Annotated in this window: 16 protein-coding genes; 4 read left to right on the forward strand and 12 right to left on the reverse strand. The window is 65.7% G+C overall.

Annotation, left to right across the window (positions count from 1 at the left end):
* Positions 1-147: 147 nt before the first annotated feature.
* Together LG3211_RS10945 and LG3211_RS10950 are read left to right on the forward strand one after the other, a co-directional pair.
* Positions 148-762, forward strand: coding sequence for a GIY-YIG nuclease family protein (locus LG3211_RS10945; RefSeq protein WP_057942874.1), 615 nt, complete (start codon positions 148-150; stop codon positions 760-762).
* A 71-nt stretch (positions 763-833) separates the two neighbouring features.
* Complete coding sequence (locus LG3211_RS10950) at positions 834-1,025, forward strand: hypothetical protein (protein WP_057942875.1); 192 nt, start codon at positions 834-836, stop codon at positions 1,023-1,025.
* Between the two features lie 127 nt (positions 1,026-1,152).
* On the opposite strand, the gene LG3211_RS10955 is transcribed toward LG3211_RS10950, so the two are convergent.
* Positions 1,153-1,740: an alpha-ketoglutarate-dependent dioxygenase AlkB gene (locus LG3211_RS10955; RefSeq protein ID WP_057942876.1), complete on the reverse strand. Its 588-nt coding sequence runs from the start codon at positions 1,738-1,740 to the stop codon at positions 1,153-1,155.
* Positions 1,741-1,871: 131 nt separating this feature from the next.
* Positions 1,872-3,161 (reverse strand): MFS transporter, encoded by a 1,290-nt coding sequence (locus LG3211_RS10960; RefSeq protein WP_083512462.1) that lies wholly within the window; start codon positions 3,159-3,161, stop codon positions 1,872-1,874.
* Positions 3,162-3,260: 99 nt separating this feature from the next.
* On the opposite strand from LG3211_RS10960, the gene LG3211_RS10965 reads away from it, so the two are divergent.
* Positions 3,261-4,088: an AraC family transcriptional regulator gene (locus LG3211_RS10965; protein WP_057942877.1), complete on the forward strand. Its 828-nt coding sequence runs from the start codon at positions 3,261-3,263 to the stop codon at positions 4,086-4,088.
* Positions 4,089-5,085: 997 nt separating this feature from the next.
* Here LG3211_RS10965 and LG3211_RS10970 read toward each other — a convergent pair.
* The 10 genes from LG3211_RS10970 to cyoA form a co-directional block, all read right to left on the reverse strand.
* Positions 5,086-5,778, reverse strand: a complete 693-nt coding sequence (locus LG3211_RS10970) for an alpha/beta hydrolase (RefSeq protein ID WP_057942878.1) — start codon at positions 5,776-5,778, stop codon at positions 5,086-5,088.
* A 504-nt stretch (positions 5,779-6,282) separates the two neighbouring features.
* A complete protein-coding gene (locus LG3211_RS10975; protein ID WP_083512463.1) occupies positions 6,283-8,592 on the reverse strand; it encodes an isoamylase in 2,310 nt (769 codons plus the stop codon).
* 394 nt (positions 8,593-8,986) lie between these two features.
* Positions 8,987-9,523: a hypothetical protein gene (locus LG3211_RS10980; protein WP_148648851.1), complete on the reverse strand. Its 537-nt coding sequence runs from the start codon at positions 9,521-9,523 to the stop codon at positions 8,987-8,989.
* Between the two features lie 188 nt (positions 9,524-9,711).
* On the reverse strand, positions 9,712-10,293 hold the full coding sequence (locus LG3211_RS10985; protein ID WP_057942881.1) for a response regulator transcription factor: 582 nt from the start codon (positions 10,291-10,293) through the stop codon (positions 9,712-9,714).
* Positions 10,286-11,668 (reverse strand): ATP-binding protein, encoded by a 1,383-nt coding sequence (locus LG3211_RS10990; protein ID WP_083512464.1) that lies wholly within the window; start codon positions 11,666-11,668, stop codon positions 10,286-10,288. The genes LG3211_RS10985 and LG3211_RS10990 overlap by 8 nt, the downstream gene beginning before the upstream one ends.
* A gap of 9 nt (positions 11,669-11,677) precedes the next feature.
* Positions 11,678-12,457, reverse strand: a complete 780-nt coding sequence (locus LG3211_RS10995; protein WP_057942882.1) for an SURF1 family protein — start codon at positions 12,455-12,457, stop codon at positions 11,678-11,680.
* A 241-nt stretch (positions 12,458-12,698) separates the two neighbouring features.
* The gene (cyoD, locus tag LG3211_RS11000; RefSeq protein WP_057942883.1) at positions 12,699-13,112 is read right to left on the reverse strand and encodes a cytochrome o ubiquinol oxidase subunit IV; all 414 of its coding nucleotides are present in this window, start codon (positions 13,110-13,112) and stop codon (positions 12,699-12,701) included.
* Entirely contained in the window at positions 13,109-13,744 is a 636-nt protein-coding gene (gene cyoC / locus LG3211_RS11005) for a cytochrome o ubiquinol oxidase subunit III (protein ID WP_057942884.1), read from the reverse strand. Before cyoC ends, cyoD begins: the two co-directional genes overlap by 4 nt.
* Positions 13,737-15,743: a cytochrome o ubiquinol oxidase subunit I gene (gene cyoB, locus LG3211_RS11010; protein WP_057942885.1), complete on the reverse strand. Its 2,007-nt coding sequence runs from the start codon at positions 15,741-15,743 to the stop codon at positions 13,737-13,739. The genes cyoC and cyoB overlap by 8 nt, the downstream gene beginning before the upstream one ends.
* 72 nt (positions 15,744-15,815) lie before the next feature.
* On the reverse strand, positions 15,816-16,865 hold the full coding sequence (cyoA, locus tag LG3211_RS11015; RefSeq protein ID WP_057942886.1) for a ubiquinol oxidase subunit II: 1,050 nt from the start codon (positions 16,863-16,865) through the stop codon (positions 15,816-15,818).
* A 465-nt stretch (positions 16,866-17,330) separates the two neighbouring features.
* Between cyoA and LG3211_RS11020 the strand changes: the two genes are divergently transcribed.
* Positions 17,331-18,656, forward strand: coding sequence for an MFS transporter (locus tag LG3211_RS11020; protein ID WP_057942887.1), 1,326 nt, complete (start codon positions 17,331-17,333; stop codon positions 18,654-18,656).
* Positions 18,657-18,778 lie beyond the last annotated feature (122 nt).

Consider the following 18,778-nt stretch of genomic DNA (forward strand, 5'->3'; position numbering starts at 1 on the left):
CCGGCCGATGCGCAAGCGCTTTCGCCGGCCTCGCCGCGGTTCGCGGCACGGCTGCGGCAGTGCCGCCTCCGACCGGCGGTCGCCGATACCCGCCGATTTGCGCAGCCGGCATCACCCGATGCGACATTTCCGCGCGATCATGCCCGCATGTCGTTCCTGCGCAGCGCCGAGCCGGAGAAGGTCCACAGCGCCAGCCAAGGGCGTTGCTATCTCTACGTGCTGCCCTGCGCCTACGAGGATCTGCTCAAGCTGGGGTTTTCGCGCAACCCGCTGTCGCGCGCGCAGCAACTGCAGCCGCGCTATTTCGAATTCTTCGATCTGGATCGCGCCTTCGCGGTGCAGACCGACAGCGTGCGCGAGGCGCGCGCCATGGAACTGCGATTGCGCCGCGCCCTGACCGAACACAACGCGCCGGCGCCGCTGACCATCCGCGTCGAGGCGGCCGGGCACAGCGAGTGGTATCGCGGCGCGTACGCGATGCTCGACGCCCAGGCGCGGGCCATGCAGGCGCAGGGCCACCTTGTGCACCGTCCCTTGCGGCCGTGGCTGGGCCGGGAACTGGCCGAGCAGGGCGATCTGCTGTTCGCCCGCGCCGCGGAACTGCTCGATCAACTGCAGGGCGAGCCCGAACTGCTGGATCAACCGCCGCTGGCGCGGCTGCGGCGCAACCTGCTCGACACCCTGGACGCGCACGCGGCCCTGGGCATCGATCTGGCGCCGCGTTTGCCCGAACCCCTGTTGCACTGGTACCGGCGCGACTGAGCCCGTGAACGACGGTGGCGGTAGCGATCGGCGGCACTGTGTTCTATGGCGTTCTACTCTGGGAGACGACCATGACCCGACTCGACAAACCGATACGGCGCGAACTGGAAATCGAAGGCAAGCTCTACACCCTGACCATCGACCCGGATGGCTTGAAGTTGTCCGAGAAAGGCCGGCGCAAAGGCCTGGCCCTGAGCTGGACCGAACTGGCCTCGGGCGACGCGGCGCTGGCGGCGGCGTTGCAGGCTTCGGTTGAGCCATGACCGCGGCGGCCTAATCGCTCAAAGCTCGCTCGAGTCTCGGCTCCGGGGCCGAGCGAGCGTCCGCGTCTTTTGCCCCGTCATTCCCGCGTCCGCGGGAATCGCGTATCCCCAGATGGTGAACGGGCTCTCAAGAATGCCGCACGCGCAAAGCAATACTGATGCGCGGATCGACCACCCCCGGCGATTTGGGAATGCCATGGTCGTAGTGATGTTGCGAGGCATGGCTCATCACCACCAGGCTGCCGGCTTCCAGTTCCATATGCCATTGCGTGTGCGGCGCGCGCTTGGCGCGGATGGTCATGCGCCGGGTGGCGCCCAGCGACAGCACCGCGATGGGTTGGCGCGGCGCCAGATCGTGCAGCTTGTCGTTATGCGGAGCGACGCTGTCGCGGCCGTCGCGATAAAGATTCAGGCCGACACTGTTGAACGGCGCCGCCAGCCGCTCGCCGATCCGCTGCGCGGTTTCCTCCAGCATCGGCGGCAGCCGCCCGCGCTCGCGGTCGAGGCGGTAGGACGCCATGCGTCGCGGCACCTCGACCAGACGCTCGTACATCATCCGCTGCTGGCTGTTCCATTCGGCCTGATGCCACAGCACTTCGAACAGGCGCTCGCACCAGTCGCGATCGAACACGCCCGGCAGGTAACGCACGCCGCCTTCGGCGTCGTCGATCGGGTGCTGCGGATCGGTGGTGTCGAACAGCGAATTCTGATGCATATGCGCGCGAGGATGCCCGGGGCCGGTCGCGTCGGTTGAGACGCGCCGGCATCGAAACGGTCCTGCTCAGATGGCGCCCGATCTCGCCGCTTGCAAGTGCGCGCAGCGCTTGCCTCGAAGCCGGCGCGGACTCAACCCGCGGCCGCCTCGCGCTTCTCCAGCTTCGGCAGGAACCACGCCAGCAGGCCGATCGCCGGCAGATAGGCGCAGATCCGGTACACCGCCTCGATGCCGATATGGTCGGCCAGTTGGCCCAGCGCCGCCGCGCCCAGCCCGCCCATGCCGAAGGCGAAGCCGAAGAACAGGCCGGCGATCACGCCGGTGCGGCCGGGCACGAGTTCCTGCGCGTAGACCAGGATCGCGGAGAATGCCGAGGACAGGATCAGGCCGATGATCACCGTCAGCACCGTGGTCCAGGCCAGATTGGCGTGCGGCAGTATCAGCGTGAACGGCAGCACGCCCAGGATCGAGAACCAGATGACGTAGCGGCGCCCGATGCGGTCGCCGATCGGCCCGCCGGCCAGCGTGCCCAGCGCGACCGCGCCGAGGAACACGAACAGATGCACCTGCGCGCTCTGCGCGGTGACGCCGAACTTGTGCATCAGATAGAAGGTGTAATAGCTCGACAGGCTGGCCATGTAGAAGTACTTGCTGAAGATCAGCAGGCCCAGCACCACCATGGTGGCGACGATGGTCTTGCGCGGCAGCCGAGGCGCGGCGACTGCGCGCGCGCCGGCCTTGCGCTGCGCCGGAATCTGTTCGCGATACCACAGGCCGATGCGGCTGAGGATCACCATCGCGGTCAGCGCCGCGAACGCGAACCAGGCGACGCTGCCCTGGCCGCGCGGCATGACGATGTACGCCGCCAGCAGCGGCCCCAGCGCCGATCCCAGATTGCCGCCGACCTGGAACAGCGACTGCGCCAGACCGTGGCGGCCACCGGAGGCCATGCGCGCGATCCGCGAGGATTCGGGATGGAACACGGACGAACCCGAGCCGACCAGCGCCGCGGCCAGCAACAGCATCGGGAAGGTCGTCGCTCGCGACAGCAGCAACAAGCCGCTGAGGGTGAAGCCCATGCCGATCGCCAGCGACCATGGCATCGGCCGCTTGTCGGTGTAGATGCCGACCAGGGGCTGCAGCAGCGAGGCGGTGACCTGGAAGGTCAGGGTGATCAGGCCGATCTGGCCGAAATCGAGCTGGAACGACTGCTTGAGCAGCGGATACAGCGCCGGCAGCAGCGACTGGATCATATCGTTGAGCAGGTGGCAGATGCTCAGCATCGCCAGGATCGGCAAAGCGATCTTGTTCGCGGCTTCGGCGGCCGGCGCCTGGGGAGCTTCGAAAGCGGGGATCTGCGGCGTGGTCGCGGCGTCGGCCATCTCGGCCGGCGCGGTCGCGGTGGAATCCAGAGTGGTCATCGGTCGCAGCGAGTGGGGAGGGGCTGAACCCGACCAGTAGACGCCGCCTTTATCCTGCCCGCACTATCATTCAGGTCAACAATCTTCGAGAACGGGCCAATGCGCAACGTCCTTGCGGTCCAGGCCGACAGTCTGCCCGGACGCATCGTCGCGACGTCGAACGAGTACCCGACCCATCACCGCATCGCCCGGCACGATCATCGGCGCTCGCAGCTGCTGTATGCCGCGCACGGGATCATGGTGGTGGGCACCGAGACCGGCCGCTGGATCGTGCCGCCCGAGCGCGCGGCGTGGATTCCGGCGGGCATGAGCCACGATGTGCATGTGCTGGCGCAGATCAGCACCCGCAGCATCTATGTCGAACCCGAAGTCAGCGCGGCCTTGCCGAGCGACTGCCGGGTGATCGGCGTGTCGCCGCTGATGCGTCATCTGCTGTTGGAAACCCTGGATCTGCCGCTGCTGGTCGAGGCCGGCAGCGGCTCGCGCCCGGACCTGATCTATTCGCTGATCGTGCACGAGATCGAACGCGCGCCGGTGCTGCCGCTGGACATTCCGTTCCCGGCCGATCCGCGTTTGGCCAAACGTTGCCGGGCGTACCTGGCTCATCCCTCGCCGCACGACAGCATCGACGACTGGTGCCGCGACCTGGCGATGAGCCGTCGCACCTTCACCCGGCGTTTCCGTGCCGAGACGGGTACCAGCTTCGCCCAGTGGTGCCGGCAGGCGGCGATCTTCGCCGCGTTGCCGCGGCTGGCGGCGGGCGAGGCGATCACTACGCTGGCGCTGGATCTGGGTTATGAGAGCGCGTCGGCGTTCACGACGATGTTCAAGCGCTTGATCGGCATGCCGCCGAGCCGCTATCTGGCGATGTCGCAGCCGTTGCCGTCGCCGACTTTGCGGGCGGCGATCGCGTCGATAGACGGTTGAGATGTCGACGTTGCTGCTGTTGCCTAGGTTTTGTTTCGGCTTTGGCTGGGCGGCGCTAGTAACTCGCGAGATCAGGGACACCCGGAGGGCGGCGCACATGGACGTGCGCCGGGTCCCACCTTGGGCAGGATGCCCAATGTGGGACCTGCCCGCGAAAGCACCGCACTCGTGGCTTTTGATTCGAAACAGCTAAAGCCCTTTCTTTGGTTACTTTTGACCGAAGGAAATCCCGTGGGACTTTGTGGCTTTGGACAAAGAAAGTGACCCGCCGATCCATGGCGGAAGCGTTTAGTGTTTGATCTTGCCTGTTGCGTTTGATCTTGCTTGGGGCTTCTAAGGCTTCTAAGGAACCTGAAATCCCTGATCGAAACAGCCAAGCCTGCGCACTCCCTCCTACCGTCATTCCCGCGAACGCGGGAATCCAGTGCCTTTCGTGCGAGAACGTTCGAAGTCGCTGGATTCCCGCTTTCGCGGGAATGACGAGCAAAAGAAGCCTCAAGCAAGAGCAAGAGCAAGAGCGAAAGCAAGATCAAACGCCTAAAGCTTCCGCCATGGAGCGGCGGGTCACTTTCTTTGTCCAAAGCCACAAAGAAAGTAACCAAAGAAAGGGCTTTCGCTGTTTCGAGTCAAAAGCCACGAGTGCGATGCCGACGCGGGCAGGTCCCGCAGTGGGCATCCTGCCCACGGCGGGACCCGGCGCACGTCCATGTGCGCCGCCCTCCGGGTGTCCCTGGTCTCGCGAGTAATAAGCTGCGCCCAGCAACAGCAACAGCAACAGCAACAGCTACAACAACAAAAGCAAAGTCGAAGTCGAAGCAGAGCATGGCAAAGCGAAGTCAAGCCGAAGCCAAGCCAAGCCAAAGCGAAGCCAAGCCAAGCCAAGCCAAGCCAAGCCAAGCCAAGCCAAGCCAAGCCAAGCCAAAGCAAAATCTTGGCAACGGCAACGGCAACGGCAACGGCAACCGAGGCTGCTGCTCAGATCGCGATAATCAACGGTTCAACCCACCGCCTGCGCCGCCTCGTCGATCAGCGCTGCCACCTCGGCCGGGCGCGAGGCCAGCGAGGCATGGCTGGCATCGAGCGTGATGAGCTTCTTCGCATTCATGCGCGCCGACATGCGCTGCTGATTCTGCGGCGCGATCATGCGGTCCTGGCTGGAGATCTGATACCAGCTTGGCTTAGATCGCCACGCCGGCTTGGCGACGGTATCGCCGAAGGCGCTGGCCAGCGGCGCCTTCTGGGTCACGCCCATGATCAGGCCTTCCTCGGCGCTGAGATCCTGGCAGAAGCTCTCATGGAACTTGTCCGCCTTCAGCCACAGATAACCGTCGCTGTCCGGCGCCAGATTCGCCGCCGCTTCCGGTACGTGTTCCTGTGTGATACCGCCCGGGCTTTCGCCCGCATCCGGCGCGAACGCGGCGATGTAGACCAGCCCGACCACGTTGTCGTGATTGCCGGCTTCGCTGATGACCGCGCCGCCGTAGGAGTGGCCGACCAGCAGCACCGGCCCGCCGACCTGAGCGACCATCTTGCGCGTGCGCTCGGCGTCGTCGGCCAGCGAGGTCAGCGGCAGCTCGACCGCCTTGATGTCGCGATAGCCTTTGCGCGACAGCTCGGCGATGGTCTTGGCCCAATGCGCCGCGCCGCCCCAGAAGCCGTGCACGAGAACGATGGTGGGTTTGGCGGACATGGCGCGGCTCCTCTGAAGGCCCTGGGGGTAGGGCGGGTGGGGCCTAACTTAGTCCCGGGGGTGTCATGGTGACGTTACCGGAGGGCTTCGATATGGTGTCTTGGCGCGAGACAGGTCGAGTCGCCGGGAGGAGCAGATATTTTCGGTTCAACCACGGCGCAGTGACGTTCGTGTACGAATCCCCCAGACCGTCATTCCCGCGAACGCGGGAATCCAGGGCCTTTCGTGCGAGAACGTTTGAAGTCTCTGGATTCCCGCCTTCGCGGGAATGACGAAGTGGAAGAGTCGTACTAAAGCCTCGCAGGAGCGACTGTGTACTTCCTTTGCTTGACGCCGATGGAGGAAAACATCCAGGGCCTTCACCGCGCCCCTCCCAGACCGTCATTCCCGCGAACGCGGGAATCCAGGGCCTTTCGTGCGAGAACGTTTGATGTCTCTGGATTCCCGCGTTCGCGGGAATGACGGTCTTGAATAGGTGCGCTGAAGTCTCCTTGCAGCGCCGATCTACTTCGCGATCAACAACAACACCGACCGCGCCTGCAGCCCATAAGTCACATTCTCCCCGCCAATCAAAGTCTCGCTACCCGGCATCGCCACCGCATTCGGCCCCTCGTTCCACGTCGCGGTATCCGTCACCCGATACCACTGCTTGCCGCTGCCCGGCCACGGCAGAACGAAATTCACCGGCCCCGACCAGCCGTTGTAAGCGACATAGATCGCACTGGCGCTGTCGCCGAATTCGCTGCCATCGACACGCCACGCCAAGGCATGGCTGTTGGCGTCGTTGAAATAAGCCGTGTCGGCCTGCGCGCCGTCGGGCTTGAACCAGCGCAACTGCTCCATCACGTTGCCGTTGCCGTCCGTGCCGGAATAGAACCCGGCCGGACGCAAGGCCGGATGCGCCTTGCGGAACGCGATCAGGCGCCGGGTATAGGTTTCGTGATCGGCCTCGATCGCGCTGCGCGTCCAGTACAGCCAATTCGCCGCCGAATCCAGGTTATAGGTGTTGTTGTTGCCGAACTGGGTGCGCAGGGCCTCATCGCCGCCGGTGATCATCGGCACGCCCGCGCTCAACATCATGAAAGCAAGACCGGTGCGCGCGGCCTTGCGTTGCTCGGCGACCACGCCGGCCTGATCCCAGCTGATGTTGTTGTCTTCGCCGCCGTCGGACGGGCCGTACGGCCAGGGCTGATTGTTCTGCTTGCTGTTGTAGGCGTACAGATCGTTCAAGGTGAAGCCGTCGTGGGCGACCATGAAGTTGACCGAATGCCAGGGCTTGCGGCCGTCGTCGCCGTACAGATCGCTGGAACCGGCGAAGCGCGAGGCCAGGGTGCCCGGCGTCACCGTCTCCACGCCGAGCTTGTTCTGCTTCTTGCGCAGCGCGTCGCGGTACAGGCCGTTCCATTCCGCCCAGCCGGCCGGGAAGCCGCCGACCTGATACGAATTGCCGCCGATCGCCCAAGGCTCGGCGATCAGGTCCAGGCCCGCGCCGCCCGCGGCCGGACGCGGCGGCAGTTCGGCGACGATGCGGTTGAGCGCGTTGCCGGCGTCGTTCTTGTCGAAGTTGAAACAGCCGTGCTGGCAGCTGTTGCCCAGCACCGAGGCCAGATCGAAGCGGAAGCCGTCCACGCCCAGGCTGTCGCGCCAGTAAGCCAGCGAATCGACGATCAGATTCTGCGCGGTCGGATGGCGGGTGTTGTAGTTGCCGCCGACGCCGGTGTTGTCCCAGGGATGCTGGTAGTCGCTGCTGAGCGAGTAATAGGCCGGGTTGTCGAGTCCGCGCCACGACAACAGGTTGTAGACCGTCAAACCGTCGGTGCCGCCCCACGGCCCGCCTTCGCCGGTGTGGTTGTAGACCACGTCGATATACACCTTGATTCCGGCGTCGTGATAAGCCTTGACCATGGCCTTCCATTCGCGCGTCGGCCCGCCGGGCGTCTTGTCGTAGGCGTAGCGACGATCCGGGGCGAAATAATTCAGGGTCATGTAGCCCCAGTAATTATCGTCGGCGGTCGAATTCGGCGCGACATCGTTCTGGTCGTTCTGGGTTTCCTGCACCGGCAGGAACTCCACCGCGGTGACGCCCAGCGCGGCCAGGGCCGCGGCCTTGCGCGCCGCGCCCTTGTAAGTGCCGCGTTCGGCCGCCGGCACGCTGTCGTCGTTGCGGGTCAGGCCGCGCACGTGGACTTCGTAGATCACTTCGTCCTTGAGCGCGCGCGTGGGCTTGCTGCCGACCGCGCTGGTATCGGGCAACAGCGCGATGCTCTTGCTCGCGCACGCGCCGCTGTCCTTGTTGCGGTGAACGGCGCCGGTGGCGTAGATCGTGCCGTCGGTGCAGGCGGCGGTATTCGGGTCCTGGCTGATTTCGCGCGCGTAGGGATCGATCAGCAGCTTGTTCGGATTGAAGCGGTTACCGGCGCTGTCCACATCGCGGAGGAAGCCGCTGCCGCTGCCCTTGGTCCAGGCGGCGTTGTACGGCCAGTTCGGCCCCCAGGCGCGATAACCGTAGTAGACCGTGCCGGTGATGCCGTAGCTGGTCTTGATCGTCGAGACCGGCACCGACAGCGACCAGATCTGGGTGGCGGCGTCCTTGCTGAGCGACAGCCGCGCGACTTCCTGCGCGCCGCTCGGGCTGGCGTACAGGAATACTTCCACGCGGCTGGCGCGCGAGGAATGCACGCGGAAGTTGAGGTTGCTCTGCGAAGCGTCGTAGCGCGCGCCCAGTTGCTGCGCATCGACGGCGGCGCGCGCTTCAAGTGCGGGCGCGGCCATCAGCATCAATCCAAACGCGGTGCCGGCGCTAACCGACCGCATGCTCCACTCACGCAAACCCTTGCCCATCGCCGCGTACTCCCTTCGAGGTCGGAACGCGCGTCAGGCGCGCGTGCGGGCCAACTCTACGCTCGCGTCGGGGCGCACAATTTCGCTTGCAATCGTATTCAATGAATGCCGAGCGCCGCTGCGGGCGCTCATTCGCGGCTTGCTTCACAGTTCGCTGAGGATTCGCGCGGCGGCCGGCTGAGTTCAGCGGATATCCTCGATGCGGTCGTCGAAACCCCGCCTGACCGGCATCGGAAAGAAGCGCGGGCGGCGACACCGGCCGCAATGCTCGCGCGGCTCTCGGGCGCGAACCTCGTGTCGACACGGGGCGGTGAAAACAGCGGCGCCCGGGCTCGGCCAGTTTCGCGCCGATGCGCCCGGGCGCGAATCAGCGCGTGGCGCCCGGATCGAGCTGCAGCGGCGTGGACAGGTCGATGCGCCGACCGGCGACGCTGTCTTCGACCTGCGCGATCACCTGATACTCGCCTGGTCGATCGCGCGGTTCGAAGGTGAGCGTCATCGCCGACTGACCGAGCTGGATGATGCCCGCCGGCATCGGCGCCGCGGTCCAAACCGGACCTTCGCCGGCCGATTCGCGGCTGCCGTCGGGCCGGCTCAGGAAGAAGCGCGCGAGCACGCGGCAATGTCCCTGCGCATCGGCTTTGCAGCCATGGAACAACACCATCGCCGAGATCGGCGCGCCCACTCGTGCCTTGTCGGTGGTGCGTAGCGACGGCGGCCCGGGTTGTTTGGCCCACTCTTTACGGAAACCGTCTTCGTCGGGCGTGATCAGCAACTGTGCGCCGAAATCGCCGTCGCTGCGGCGACTGGAGGAATCCGGGATGGGCTTGCCGTCGGGACCGATCCAGGCCGCCTGAGCGAGCACGGGGCAAAGCAGGCACAGCCATAGCAGCGATCGTTTCATTGGCATCCTCCGTAATGACGAGGGCGAGGGTAACCAAGTCGGCGTAGTGCGCACAGACGGCGGTGCAAGCGCCGATATGCGGCGTTCACGATGAGCGCGATGATGCGATCGGTTAGATGCGAAGCGCGACGGCGCGGCCTGCCGGTGCAATCGATTGGCGCGAGCGGCTTCGCCCGCGCGCCGCGGATTTACTTCACCCGATGCTTGCCGAGCTTGCGCGCCAGGGTGCGGCGATGCATGCCGAGCCGGCGCGCGGTCTCGGAGATGTTGAAGTCGGTGGCGGCCAGCATCTCGTGGATGCGCTCCCATTCCAGGGTCTTGATCGAGGTCTGGCGCTCGGTGAGTTCCACCGTCGCATCGCCCTCGGCGCGGCCGAAGGCGGCCTCGATGTCGTCGGTGTTCGACGGCTTGGCCAGGTAGTGGCAGGCGCCGAGCTTGATCGCCTCTACCGCGGTGGCGATGCTGGCGTAGCCGGTCAGCACCACGATCAGCATGTCCGGATCGTGTTCGTGCAGCGCCTGCACGCAGGTCAGGCCGGAATCGCCGCCGGCCAGTTTCAGATCGACCACGGCGTAGCCGGGGCTGTGCTCCTGCAGCAGCGCTTCGACCTCGCTCAGTTGCGTGGCGTTGTGGACGATGTAGCCGCGGCGCTCGAACGAACGGCTGAGCGTGCGCGCGAAGGCGGCATCGTCCTCGACGATCAACAGGCGCCGCGGTTCGTCGTCGCCGGGCTCGGCGCGATCGCCGTCGCGCGGATCGGTGTCATTCATCGCCGGCCTCGCTCAGGGTCAGGGGCGATAGCGGTAGGCTCATGGTCACCACCGCGCCGCTGGGTTCGCGATTGCGCGCGACGATGCTGCCGCCGAGCTGGCGGGCGACGTTGAGCGCCAGAAACAGGCCCAGGCCGCCGCCGGGGCGGCCCTTGCTGGACTGATACGGCTTGCCGAAATGCGACAGCATCGCCGGCGCGAAACCCGGGCCGGCATCGCTGACGCGCAGCACCAGCTTGTCGCCGTCGCGCCACGACTCCAGGCCGACCCAGCCGGGCGAGGCCTCCAGCGCGTTGTCGAGCACGTTGCAGATCATCTGCTTGAGGCCGGAATCGGAAATGATCGCCACATCCTCGCCGAAGCCGTTCTCGTAGTCGAATCCGCGCACCGGGCGGGTGCCGCGCCATTGCGCCACCAGGTCGTCGAGGAAGGCCACCACGGTGGTCTGCGCCGGCGCCTCGCCGCGCGCTTCGCCGGCCGACAGCAGGATGCCGGTGACGATGCTCTTGCAGCGGGTCAGCTGGGTCTGCATTTCGTCGAGTTCCTGCAACAGCTCGGGCTGCTGCGTGAACGGCGGCATGCGCCGCCAGTCGCCGAGGATCACCGACAGCGTCGCCAGCGGCGTGCCCAGCTCATGCGCGGCGCCGGAGGCCAGTAGGCCCATGCGCACGATGTGTTCTTCCTCGGCCGCGCGTTGGCGCAGATCGGCCAGGCGCGCGTCGCGCGCGCGCAGGATGCGGCCGATGCGGGTGATGAACACCACCAGCAAGGTCGCGTTGAGCACGAAGCACAGCAGCATGCCCTGCACGTAGGGATCGGCCAGGCCGCGGGTCGGATCGGCCGGGATCACCACTGGACCTGCGAACGCGGTCAGGGCGATGAAGCACAGGCTGGTGACCACCACCACCGCCCAGCTCGCCCAGGTACGCAGCAGCACCGCCGCCAGCACCACCTGCAGCAGATACAGGAACACGAACGGATTGGCCGCGCCGCCGCTGAGATACAACTGCGCAGTCAGAGTGAGGATATCGACCAGCAGGGCCAGGAACAGCGCGCCGTTGGTGACTTCCTCGCGGCGGCGCCAGCGCAGCATGCTGACCAGGTTGAACGCGGCCAGACAGGCCAGCACGATCGCCATCGGCATCAGCGGCAGCTTGATGTTGAAGCCGAAATGGACGAAGACGATGGTGGCGACCTGGCCGATCACCGCGATCCAGCGAAGCTGGATCAGCTGGTGCATGTTCTTGACGCCGGCGTTGTCGCGAGTGCCGGAGTCAGTGCGCGACTGCCCGAGTTCGGCGTGCGGGCCGGCCTCATCGGACAGTGGCGATGCGAGGCGGACTTCAGCGGCGCGGGAAAGCGGTGTGTCGCGCATCGGCGAACCTCATTGAAGCCCATCGGGCGAGCGTGCGGCGCGGCGCAAGCGGCGCTCTTCCAGCGCCACGCGCGCGGCGGCCGCGACCACCATCAGCGCCAGCGCGAACCACGTCAGCGCGTATTGCAGGTGATTGTCGGGAAACTTTATCACCGTCAGGCCGCCGACCGGCCAGGCCGGCTCGACGCCGGGATCGCGCGGCAGCGGCGCGGCGCGGTCGGCGTCGATGAAGTAGGGCGCCACCGGCCCCAGCCCTTGCGCGGCGGCGATGGCCTGGACATCGCGCGAATACCAGCGGCCCTGGGCCGGCGCGTTGTCGCGCAGGAAGCCGCCGCCGGGTTCGCTCAGGCGCAGCAGGCCGGTGACTTGCGTGTCGGTGGGCGGCGGCGAAGCGGCGGCTGCGCGCGCGTTCGGCACGAAACCGCGATTGACCAGGACGATATTGCCGTCCTGGGTACGGAACGGCGTCAGCAGCCAGAAGCCCGGGCCGAGCTCGGTCACCGCCTGGGTCAGGGTGTCGTGCGCGGGCAGGTAGCGGCCTTGCAGGCGCACGTGCCTGTACTCGTCGCGCGCGGCGCTGACCGTGGGCCATTCGGCCGGACCCGGCGCCGCGCCGGGCAGGGCATGCACGCGCGCTTCCACGCGCTGGATCAGGTCGAGCTTCCAGGCGCGGCGTTGCACTTGCCACGCGCCCAATGCGATCAGGCCGAGGAAGGCGGCGATGAAGACCAGCGACAGGACCGTCAGCGCGAAGCGGCCGCGGGGACGCTTGGCAGGGTTCGCGGTCATGAGGGTGGCCTCTTAAGTAGTCGCCGGTGGTGCGTTGGTTCGGCTTTTGCCGTCATTCCCGCGAAAGCGGGAATCCAGTGACTTCAGGCGTTCTCGCACGAAAGGCCCTGGATTCCCGCCTTCGCGGGAATGACGGCAAAAAAAGCATACGCGCGAATCCCGAATCCCGAATCCCGAATCCCGAATCCCGAATCCCGAATCCCGAATCCCGAATCCCGAATCCCGAATCCCGAATCCCGAATCAGGGCATATTCCGCATATCGTGCATCATCGTCGGCATCATGTTCGCGTTGAGGTGATGCATGACCCACAACGAGCCGGCCAGCATGATCACCACCAGCACCAGGGTGAAGATCAGCGCGAGCATGTTCCAGCCGCCCTCCGACTTCGTGTTCATGTGCAGGAAGTAGACCATGTGCACGACGATCTGCACGACGGCGAAGGCCAGGATCACGAACGCGGTCAGGCCCGAGCTCGGGATGACCTTCGCCATCACCAGCCAGAACGGAATCGCGGTCAGGATCAGCGACAGCGCGAAGCCGATGCTGTAGCTGCCTACGCTGCCGTGGGCGCCGTCGTCGTGATCGTGATCCTTGTGGCCATGCTCGTGATCGTGGCCGTTGTCGTGGTGTTGCGTGGCGACCGGTTGGCTCACGGCAGCACTCCCATCAGATAGACGAAGGTGAAGACGCCGATCCACACGACGTCGAGGAAATGCCAGAACATCGACAGGCACATCAGGCGGCGGCGGTTCTCGACCGTCAGGCCGTGCTTGCCGACCTGCGCCATCAGCGTGACCAGCCAGACGATGCCGAAGGTCACGTGCAGGCCGTGGGTGCCGACCAGGGCGAAGAACGAGGACAGGAACGCGCTGCGCTGCGGGCCGGCGCCCTCATGGATGAGGTGGGCGAACTCGTACAGTTCCAGGCCGATGAAGGCCAGGCCGAACAGGCCGGTGATCGCCAGCCAGCCCTGCACCGCGGCGATCTTGCGCTTCTGCATCGCGATCATCGCGAAGCCGTAGGTGATCGACGACAACAACAGCATCGAGGTGTTGATCGCCACCAGTTGCAGATCGAACAGATCCGCGCCCGACGGGCCGGCCGCGTAGTTGCGGCCCAGCACGCCATAGACGGCGAACAGGCAGGCGAACACCAGGCAGTCGCTCATGAGGTACAGCCAGAACCCGAGCAGGGTGCCGTTCTGCGGATGGTGCTTGCCCTTCAGGTCGAGGAACAGCGGACGTCCCTCGGCGGTATGGGTGGCGATGGCGTGTGCGTCAGACATGGGCGGCGGCCAGTTGTTGCGTGCGCGCGGTTTCCGTGGCGGTCACTTGCTCCGCCGGGATGTAGTAGTCGCGCTTGTAGTTGAAGGTGTGGACGATCGCGGCGATCAGCATGGCGGCGAAGGACACGCCCGCGACCAGCCACATCTGCCAGATCAGCGCGAACGCGCACAGCGTGCTCAGGCCGGCGATCACCACGCCCGCGCCGGTGTTCTTCGGCATGTGGATCGCCAGGAAACCCGATTGCGGGCGCTCGAAGCCGCGCTGCTTCATGTCGTGCCAGGCGTCGTTGTCGTGCACGACCGGGGTGAAGGCGAAGTTGTAGTCCGGCGGCGGCGAGGACGTCGACCATTCCAGGGTGCGCGCCTGCCACGGGTCGCCGGTTTCGTCGCGCAGCTCGTGGCGGCGGCGGATGCTGACGTAGAACTGGATCAGCATGCTGAGGATGCCCAGCGCGATCAGCACCGCGCCGAAGGCGGCGATGATGAACCAGATCTGCAGCGACGGGTCCTCGAAGTGGTTCATGCGCCGGGTCACGCCCATCAGGCCCAGCACGTACAGCGGCATGAAGGCGAAGAAGAAGCCGGTGATCCAGAACCAGAACGAGCACTTGCCCCAGAACGGATCGAGCTTGAAGCCGAAGGCCTTCGGCCACCAGAAGTTGATGCCGGCGAACAGACCGAACAGCACGCCGCCGATGATCACGTTATGGAAGTGGGCGATCAGGAACAGGCTGTTGTGCAGGGCGAAGTCGGCCGGCGGCACCGCCAGCAGCACGCCGGTCATGCCGCCGATGGTGAAGGTGACCATGAAGCCGATCGTCCACAGCATCGGCACTTCGAAGCGGATGCGGCCGCGGTACATGGTGAACAGCCAGTTGAAGATCTTCGCGCCCGTCGGGATCGAGATGATCATCGTGGTGATGCCGAAGAACGAGTTGACGCTGGCGCCCGAGCCCATGGTGAAGAAGTGGTGCAGCCACACCAGGTAGGACAGGATGGTGATGACCACGGTCGCGTAGACCATCGAGGCGTAGCCGAACAGGCGCTTGCCGCTGAAGGTCGAGACGATCTCGGAGAAGATGCCGAAGCACGGCAGGATCAGGATGTAGACCTCCGGATGGCCCCAGATCCAGATCAGGTTCACGTACATCATCGGGTTGCCGCCGAGATCGTTCGTGAAGAAGTTGGTGCCGGCGTAGCGATCCAGCGACAACAGCAGCAGCACCGCGGTCAGCACCGGGAACGCGGCGACGATCAGCACGTTGGTGCACAGCGAGGTCCAGGTGAACACCGGCATCTTCATCATGCTCATGCCCGGCGCGCGCATCTTGACGATGGTCGCGATCAGGTTGATGCCCGACAGCAAAGTGCCGACGCCGGCTATCTGCAGCGCCCAGATGTAGTAATCGACGCCGACCCCGGGACTGTAGGCGATGCCCGACAGCGGCGGATACGCCAGCCAGCCGGTCTTGGCGAATTCGCCGATGAACAGCGAAACCATCACCAGCGCCGCGCCGCAGGCGGTCATCCAGAAGCTGAAGTTGTTGAGGAACGGGAAGGCCACGTCGCGCGCGCCGATCTGCAGCGGCACGAGGTAATTCATGAAACCGGTGACCAGCGGCATGGCGACGAAGAAGATCATGATCACGCCGTGGGCGGTGAAGATCTGGTCGTAGTGTTCCGGCGGCAGGTAGCCGGCGTTGTCGCCGAAGGCCATGGCCTGTTGCAGGCGCATCATGATCGCGTCGGCGAAGCCGCGTAGCAGCATCACCAGGCCGAGGATGATGTACATGATGCCGATCTTCTTATGATCGATGCTGGTGAACCACTCCTTCCACAGGTAGCTCCACAGCCTGTAGTAGGTGACCGCGCCGAGCACGGCGATGCCGCCGATCACGACCATGGCGAAGGTGGCGATCAGGATCGGCTCGTGCAGCGGGATCGAATCCCAGCTGAGCCGGCCGAAGATCAGCGAGGCTTGGTTGGACGGTTCAGACATCTTCACTCCCAAAGTCCGCTCACGGACTCGGCGCGCGTGGCGCGCGCCTGTTGAATGCGTTGCTAAGTCGGATCAGGGCGCCAGGGTGGCGACGCCCCAGTTCGGCGTGGCGGTGGGTTCGGTCACGCACATCGCCGAGGTCACCACCGGGCCGCCGCGCAGATCGCCGCGGCGGCGCGGCGCCAGCGCGTTGGTGTTCAGTCCCAGGCCGCCGCCGGCGTCGATCGCCATCATTTCGTCCATGCACATCTTCGAGGTGTCCACGCAACGGTTGAGGATGGCCTTGTACAGGCCCGGCGCGACCGCGCCGTAGCGGCGCACCGGTTCTTTCTCGCTGGGGCGTTCGAGTTCGAGGTAGTCGGCGCGCTGCAGGGTCTTGCTGCTGGCGCGGTTCTGCGCGACCCAGCCGTTGAAGTCGGCCTGGCTCATGCCGTGGAAACGAAAGCGCATGTGCGAGAAGCCTTCGCCGCTGTAGTTGGCGGAGAAGCCTTCGTAGTTGCCCGGCTGGTTCATCACCGCGTGCAACTTGGTCTCCATGCCCGGCATGGCGTAGATCTGGCCGGCCAGCGCGGGAATGTAGAACGAGTTCATGACGGTGGAGGCGGTGATCTTGAACTGGATCGGGCGATCCACCGGCGCGGCGATTTCGTTGACCGTGGCGATGTTCTGTTCCGGATATAGGAACAGCCATTTCCAATCCAGCGCGACCACTTCGATCACCAGCGGCTTGGCGTCGGCGGCGACCGGCTGGCCGGGCTTGATCCGGCTCAGCGAACGGTAGGGATCGAGCGTGTGCGTGCTGACCCAGGTGATCGCGCCGAGCACGATGATGATCAGCAGCGGCGCGGCCCAGATCAGCAGTTCGAGCTGGGTCGAGTGATCCCAGTCGGGCTTGTACACCGCGGCCTTGTTGGATGCGCGGTAACGCCAGGCGAAGATCAGCGTCAGCGCGATCACCGGCACGATGATCAACAGCATCAGCACGGTGGAGACGATGATGAGATTGCCTTGCTGAGCGGCCACGTCGCCGGGCGCGTTCAACAAGAGCATGTTGCAGCCCGTCAGCGGCAACAGCGCGCTGGCCAGGAGCAGGGGACGGAGCAGGGATTTGAGAGCGTTCATCAACCTGACGCCGGTACACGGCAAGGCCGCGACAGCCGCGGCGATGCGCGCACTTTAGGCCGCGCGGACTGTGACGACGATTGGACGTTTTGTCCTATGGCAGGACCGGGCCGGTGGTGGGAAGCTAGCGCCGTTCCCGGGATTCGGGGCGATGGGTGTTGGGCGGGCGACGGTAGGTTGTCGCGCCTGCGCATGCTTCCAGCCGTCATTCCCGCGAAAGCGGGCTCCGCTTTACTTCGGCGGAGCCGAACATCCAGGGCCTTTCGTGCGAGAACGCCTGAAGTCACTGGATTCCCGCTTTCGCGGGAATGACGGCCTGAAGGATTCGCCGCGATCCATCCTGCAGGATTCGGCACACTCGTCCGAGTCCATATATAAGTCGTCCCAAGTCGTAACTGAACGTCCCCGCCTGTTTAAGCAAACACCGCAGGCCCGATCGCTCCACGCACCACAGCCGACCCAACGATGCATACGCCAAATCACGCAAACCCGGATTCCTCCCAGACCGTATCGGTGCACTCCACCGGTTCGCATGCCGAGGTGGCGCCGGGCGATATCGCCGTCGGCGTGGTGATCGGCCGCGCCTCGGAGTACTTCGACTTCTTCGTCTACGGCATCGCCTCGGCGCTGGTGTTCCCGTCGGTGTTCTTCCCGCACCTGGGCAAGCTCGAAGGCACCTTGTGGTCGTTCGCGATCTTCGCGCTGGCCTTTATCTCGCGTCCGTTCGGCACGATCTTGTTCATGTGGATCCAGCGCCGCTGGGATCGCAGCACCAAGCTCACCATCGCCTTGTTCCTGCTCGGCACCTGCACCGCCGGCATCGCCTTCCTGCCGAGCTTCAGCAAGATCGGCGCGCTGTCGATCGTGCTGCTGTCACTGTTCCGGCTGGGCCAGGGCGTCGCTCTGGGCGGTTCCTGGGACGGCCTGCCGTCGCTGCTGGCGCTGAACGCGCCGAAGCAGCGCCGCGGCTGGTACGCGATGCTGGGCCAACTCGGCGCGCCGTTCGGCTTCATCATCGCCGCGGCGCTGTTCGCCTACCTCAACACCGCGCTGCCGCGCGCCGACTTCCTCGACTGGGGCTGGCGCTATCCGTTCTTCGCCGCCTTCGCCATCAACGTGGTCGCGCTGTTCGCGCGCCTGCGCCTGGTGGTCACGCACGAATACGAGCGCGAGCTGGGCGAGCACGAGCTCGAACCCACGCCGGTGCTGGAGCTGTTCAGCGCCAAGGGCCGCCACGTGGTGATCGGCGCCTTCGCCGCGTTGGCCAGCTACGCGCTGTTCCATATCGTCACGATCTTCCCGCTGTCGTGGATCCTGCTGTATTCGGACCAGTCGGTGACCCAGTTCCTGATGGTGCAGATCCTGGGCGCCGTCCTCGCCGCCGGCGCGGTGGTGGCCTCGGGCTGGATCGCCGACCGTTTCGGCCGCCCGCGCACCCTGGCGGCGCTGGCCGCGGCGATCGCCATGTTCAGCGGCTTCGCGCCGACGCTGATGGCGTCCGGCGACCTGGGCCAGGACGTGTTCATCTTGATCGGCTTCGTGCTGCTGGGCTTGTCCTACGGACAGGCCGCAGGCTCGGTGACGGCCAACTTCGGCTCCAAGTACCGCTATACCGGCGCCGCGTTGACCTCCGACCTGGCCTGGCTGATCGGCGCCGCGTTCGCGCCGCTGATCGCGCTGGGGCTGAGCGCGCACTTCGGGCTGGCTTTCATCGGCGTGTACTTGCTGTCGGGTGCGATCTGCACGATGGCGGCGCTTGGGGTGAACCGGATGTTGAACATCCGCAGCTGAAGTGCCTGTCCCTTCTCCCGCTGGCGGGAGAAGGGGGCCCGAAGGGCCGGATGAGGGCGCGCGGGGTCTTTCGGTTGCGCTTGCCCTCACCCCGGCCCTCTCCCGCAAGCGGGAGAGGGAGT

The sequence above is a fragment of the Lysobacter gummosus genome (genome assembly GCF_001442805.1).
GTDB classification, from domain to species: domain Bacteria; phylum Pseudomonadota; class Gammaproteobacteria; order Xanthomonadales; family Xanthomonadaceae; genus Lysobacter; species Lysobacter gummosus.

Coding starts and splice junctions, on each gene's coding strand:
- LG3211_RS10990 (WP_083512464.1), bottom strand. CDS start 11,668: ATGCGCGACACACCGCTTTCCCGCGCCGCTGAAGTCCGCCTCGCATCG.
- LG3211_RS10975 (WP_083512463.1), bottom strand. CDS start 8,592: ATGCGGTCGGTTAGCGCCGGCACCGCGTTTGGATTGATGCTGATGGCC.
- LG3211_RS10955 (WP_057942876.1), bottom strand. CDS start 1,740: ATGCATCAGAATTCGCTGTTCGACACCACCGATCCGCAGCACCCGATC.
- LG3211_RS10985 (WP_057942881.1), bottom strand. CDS start 10,293: ATGAATGACACCGATCCGCGCGACGGCGATCGCGCCGAGCCCGGCGAC.
- LG3211_RS10960 (WP_083512462.1), bottom strand. CDS start 3,161: ATGACCACTCTGGATTCCACCGCGACCGCGCCGGCCGAGATGGCCGAC.
- LG3211_RS10970 (WP_057942878.1), bottom strand. CDS start 5,778: ATGTCCGCCAAACCCACCATCGTTCTCGTGCACGGCTTCTGGGGCGGC.
- LG3211_RS11020 (WP_057942887.1), top strand. CDS start 17,331: ATGCATACGCCAAATCACGCAAACCCGGATTCCTCCCAGACCGTATCG.
- cyoB (WP_057942885.1), bottom strand. CDS start 15,743: ATGTCTGAACCGTCCAACCAAGCCTCGCTGATCTTCGGCCGGCTCAGC.
- cyoA (WP_057942886.1), bottom strand. CDS start 16,865: ATGAACGCTCTCAAATCCCTGCTCCGTCCCCTGCTCCTGGCCAGCGCG.
- LG3211_RS10980 (WP_148648851.1), bottom strand. CDS start 9,523: ATGAAACGATCGCTGCTATGGCTGTGCCTGCTTTGCCCCGTGCTCGCT.
- LG3211_RS10945 (WP_057942874.1), top strand. CDS start 148: ATGTCGTTCCTGCGCAGCGCCGAGCCGGAGAAGGTCCACAGCGCCAGC.
- LG3211_RS10995 (WP_057942882.1), bottom strand. CDS start 12,457: ATGACCGCGAACCCTGCCAAGCGTCCCCGCGGCCGCTTCGCGCTGACG.
- LG3211_RS10965 (WP_057942877.1), top strand. CDS start 3,261: ATGCGCAACGTCCTTGCGGTCCAGGCCGACAGTCTGCCCGGACGCATC.
- LG3211_RS10950 (WP_057942875.1), top strand. CDS start 834: ATGACCCGACTCGACAAACCGATACGGCGCGAACTGGAAATCGAAGGC.
- cyoC (WP_057942884.1), bottom strand. CDS start 13,744: ATGTCTGACGCACACGCCATCGCCACCCATACCGCCGAGGGACGTCCG.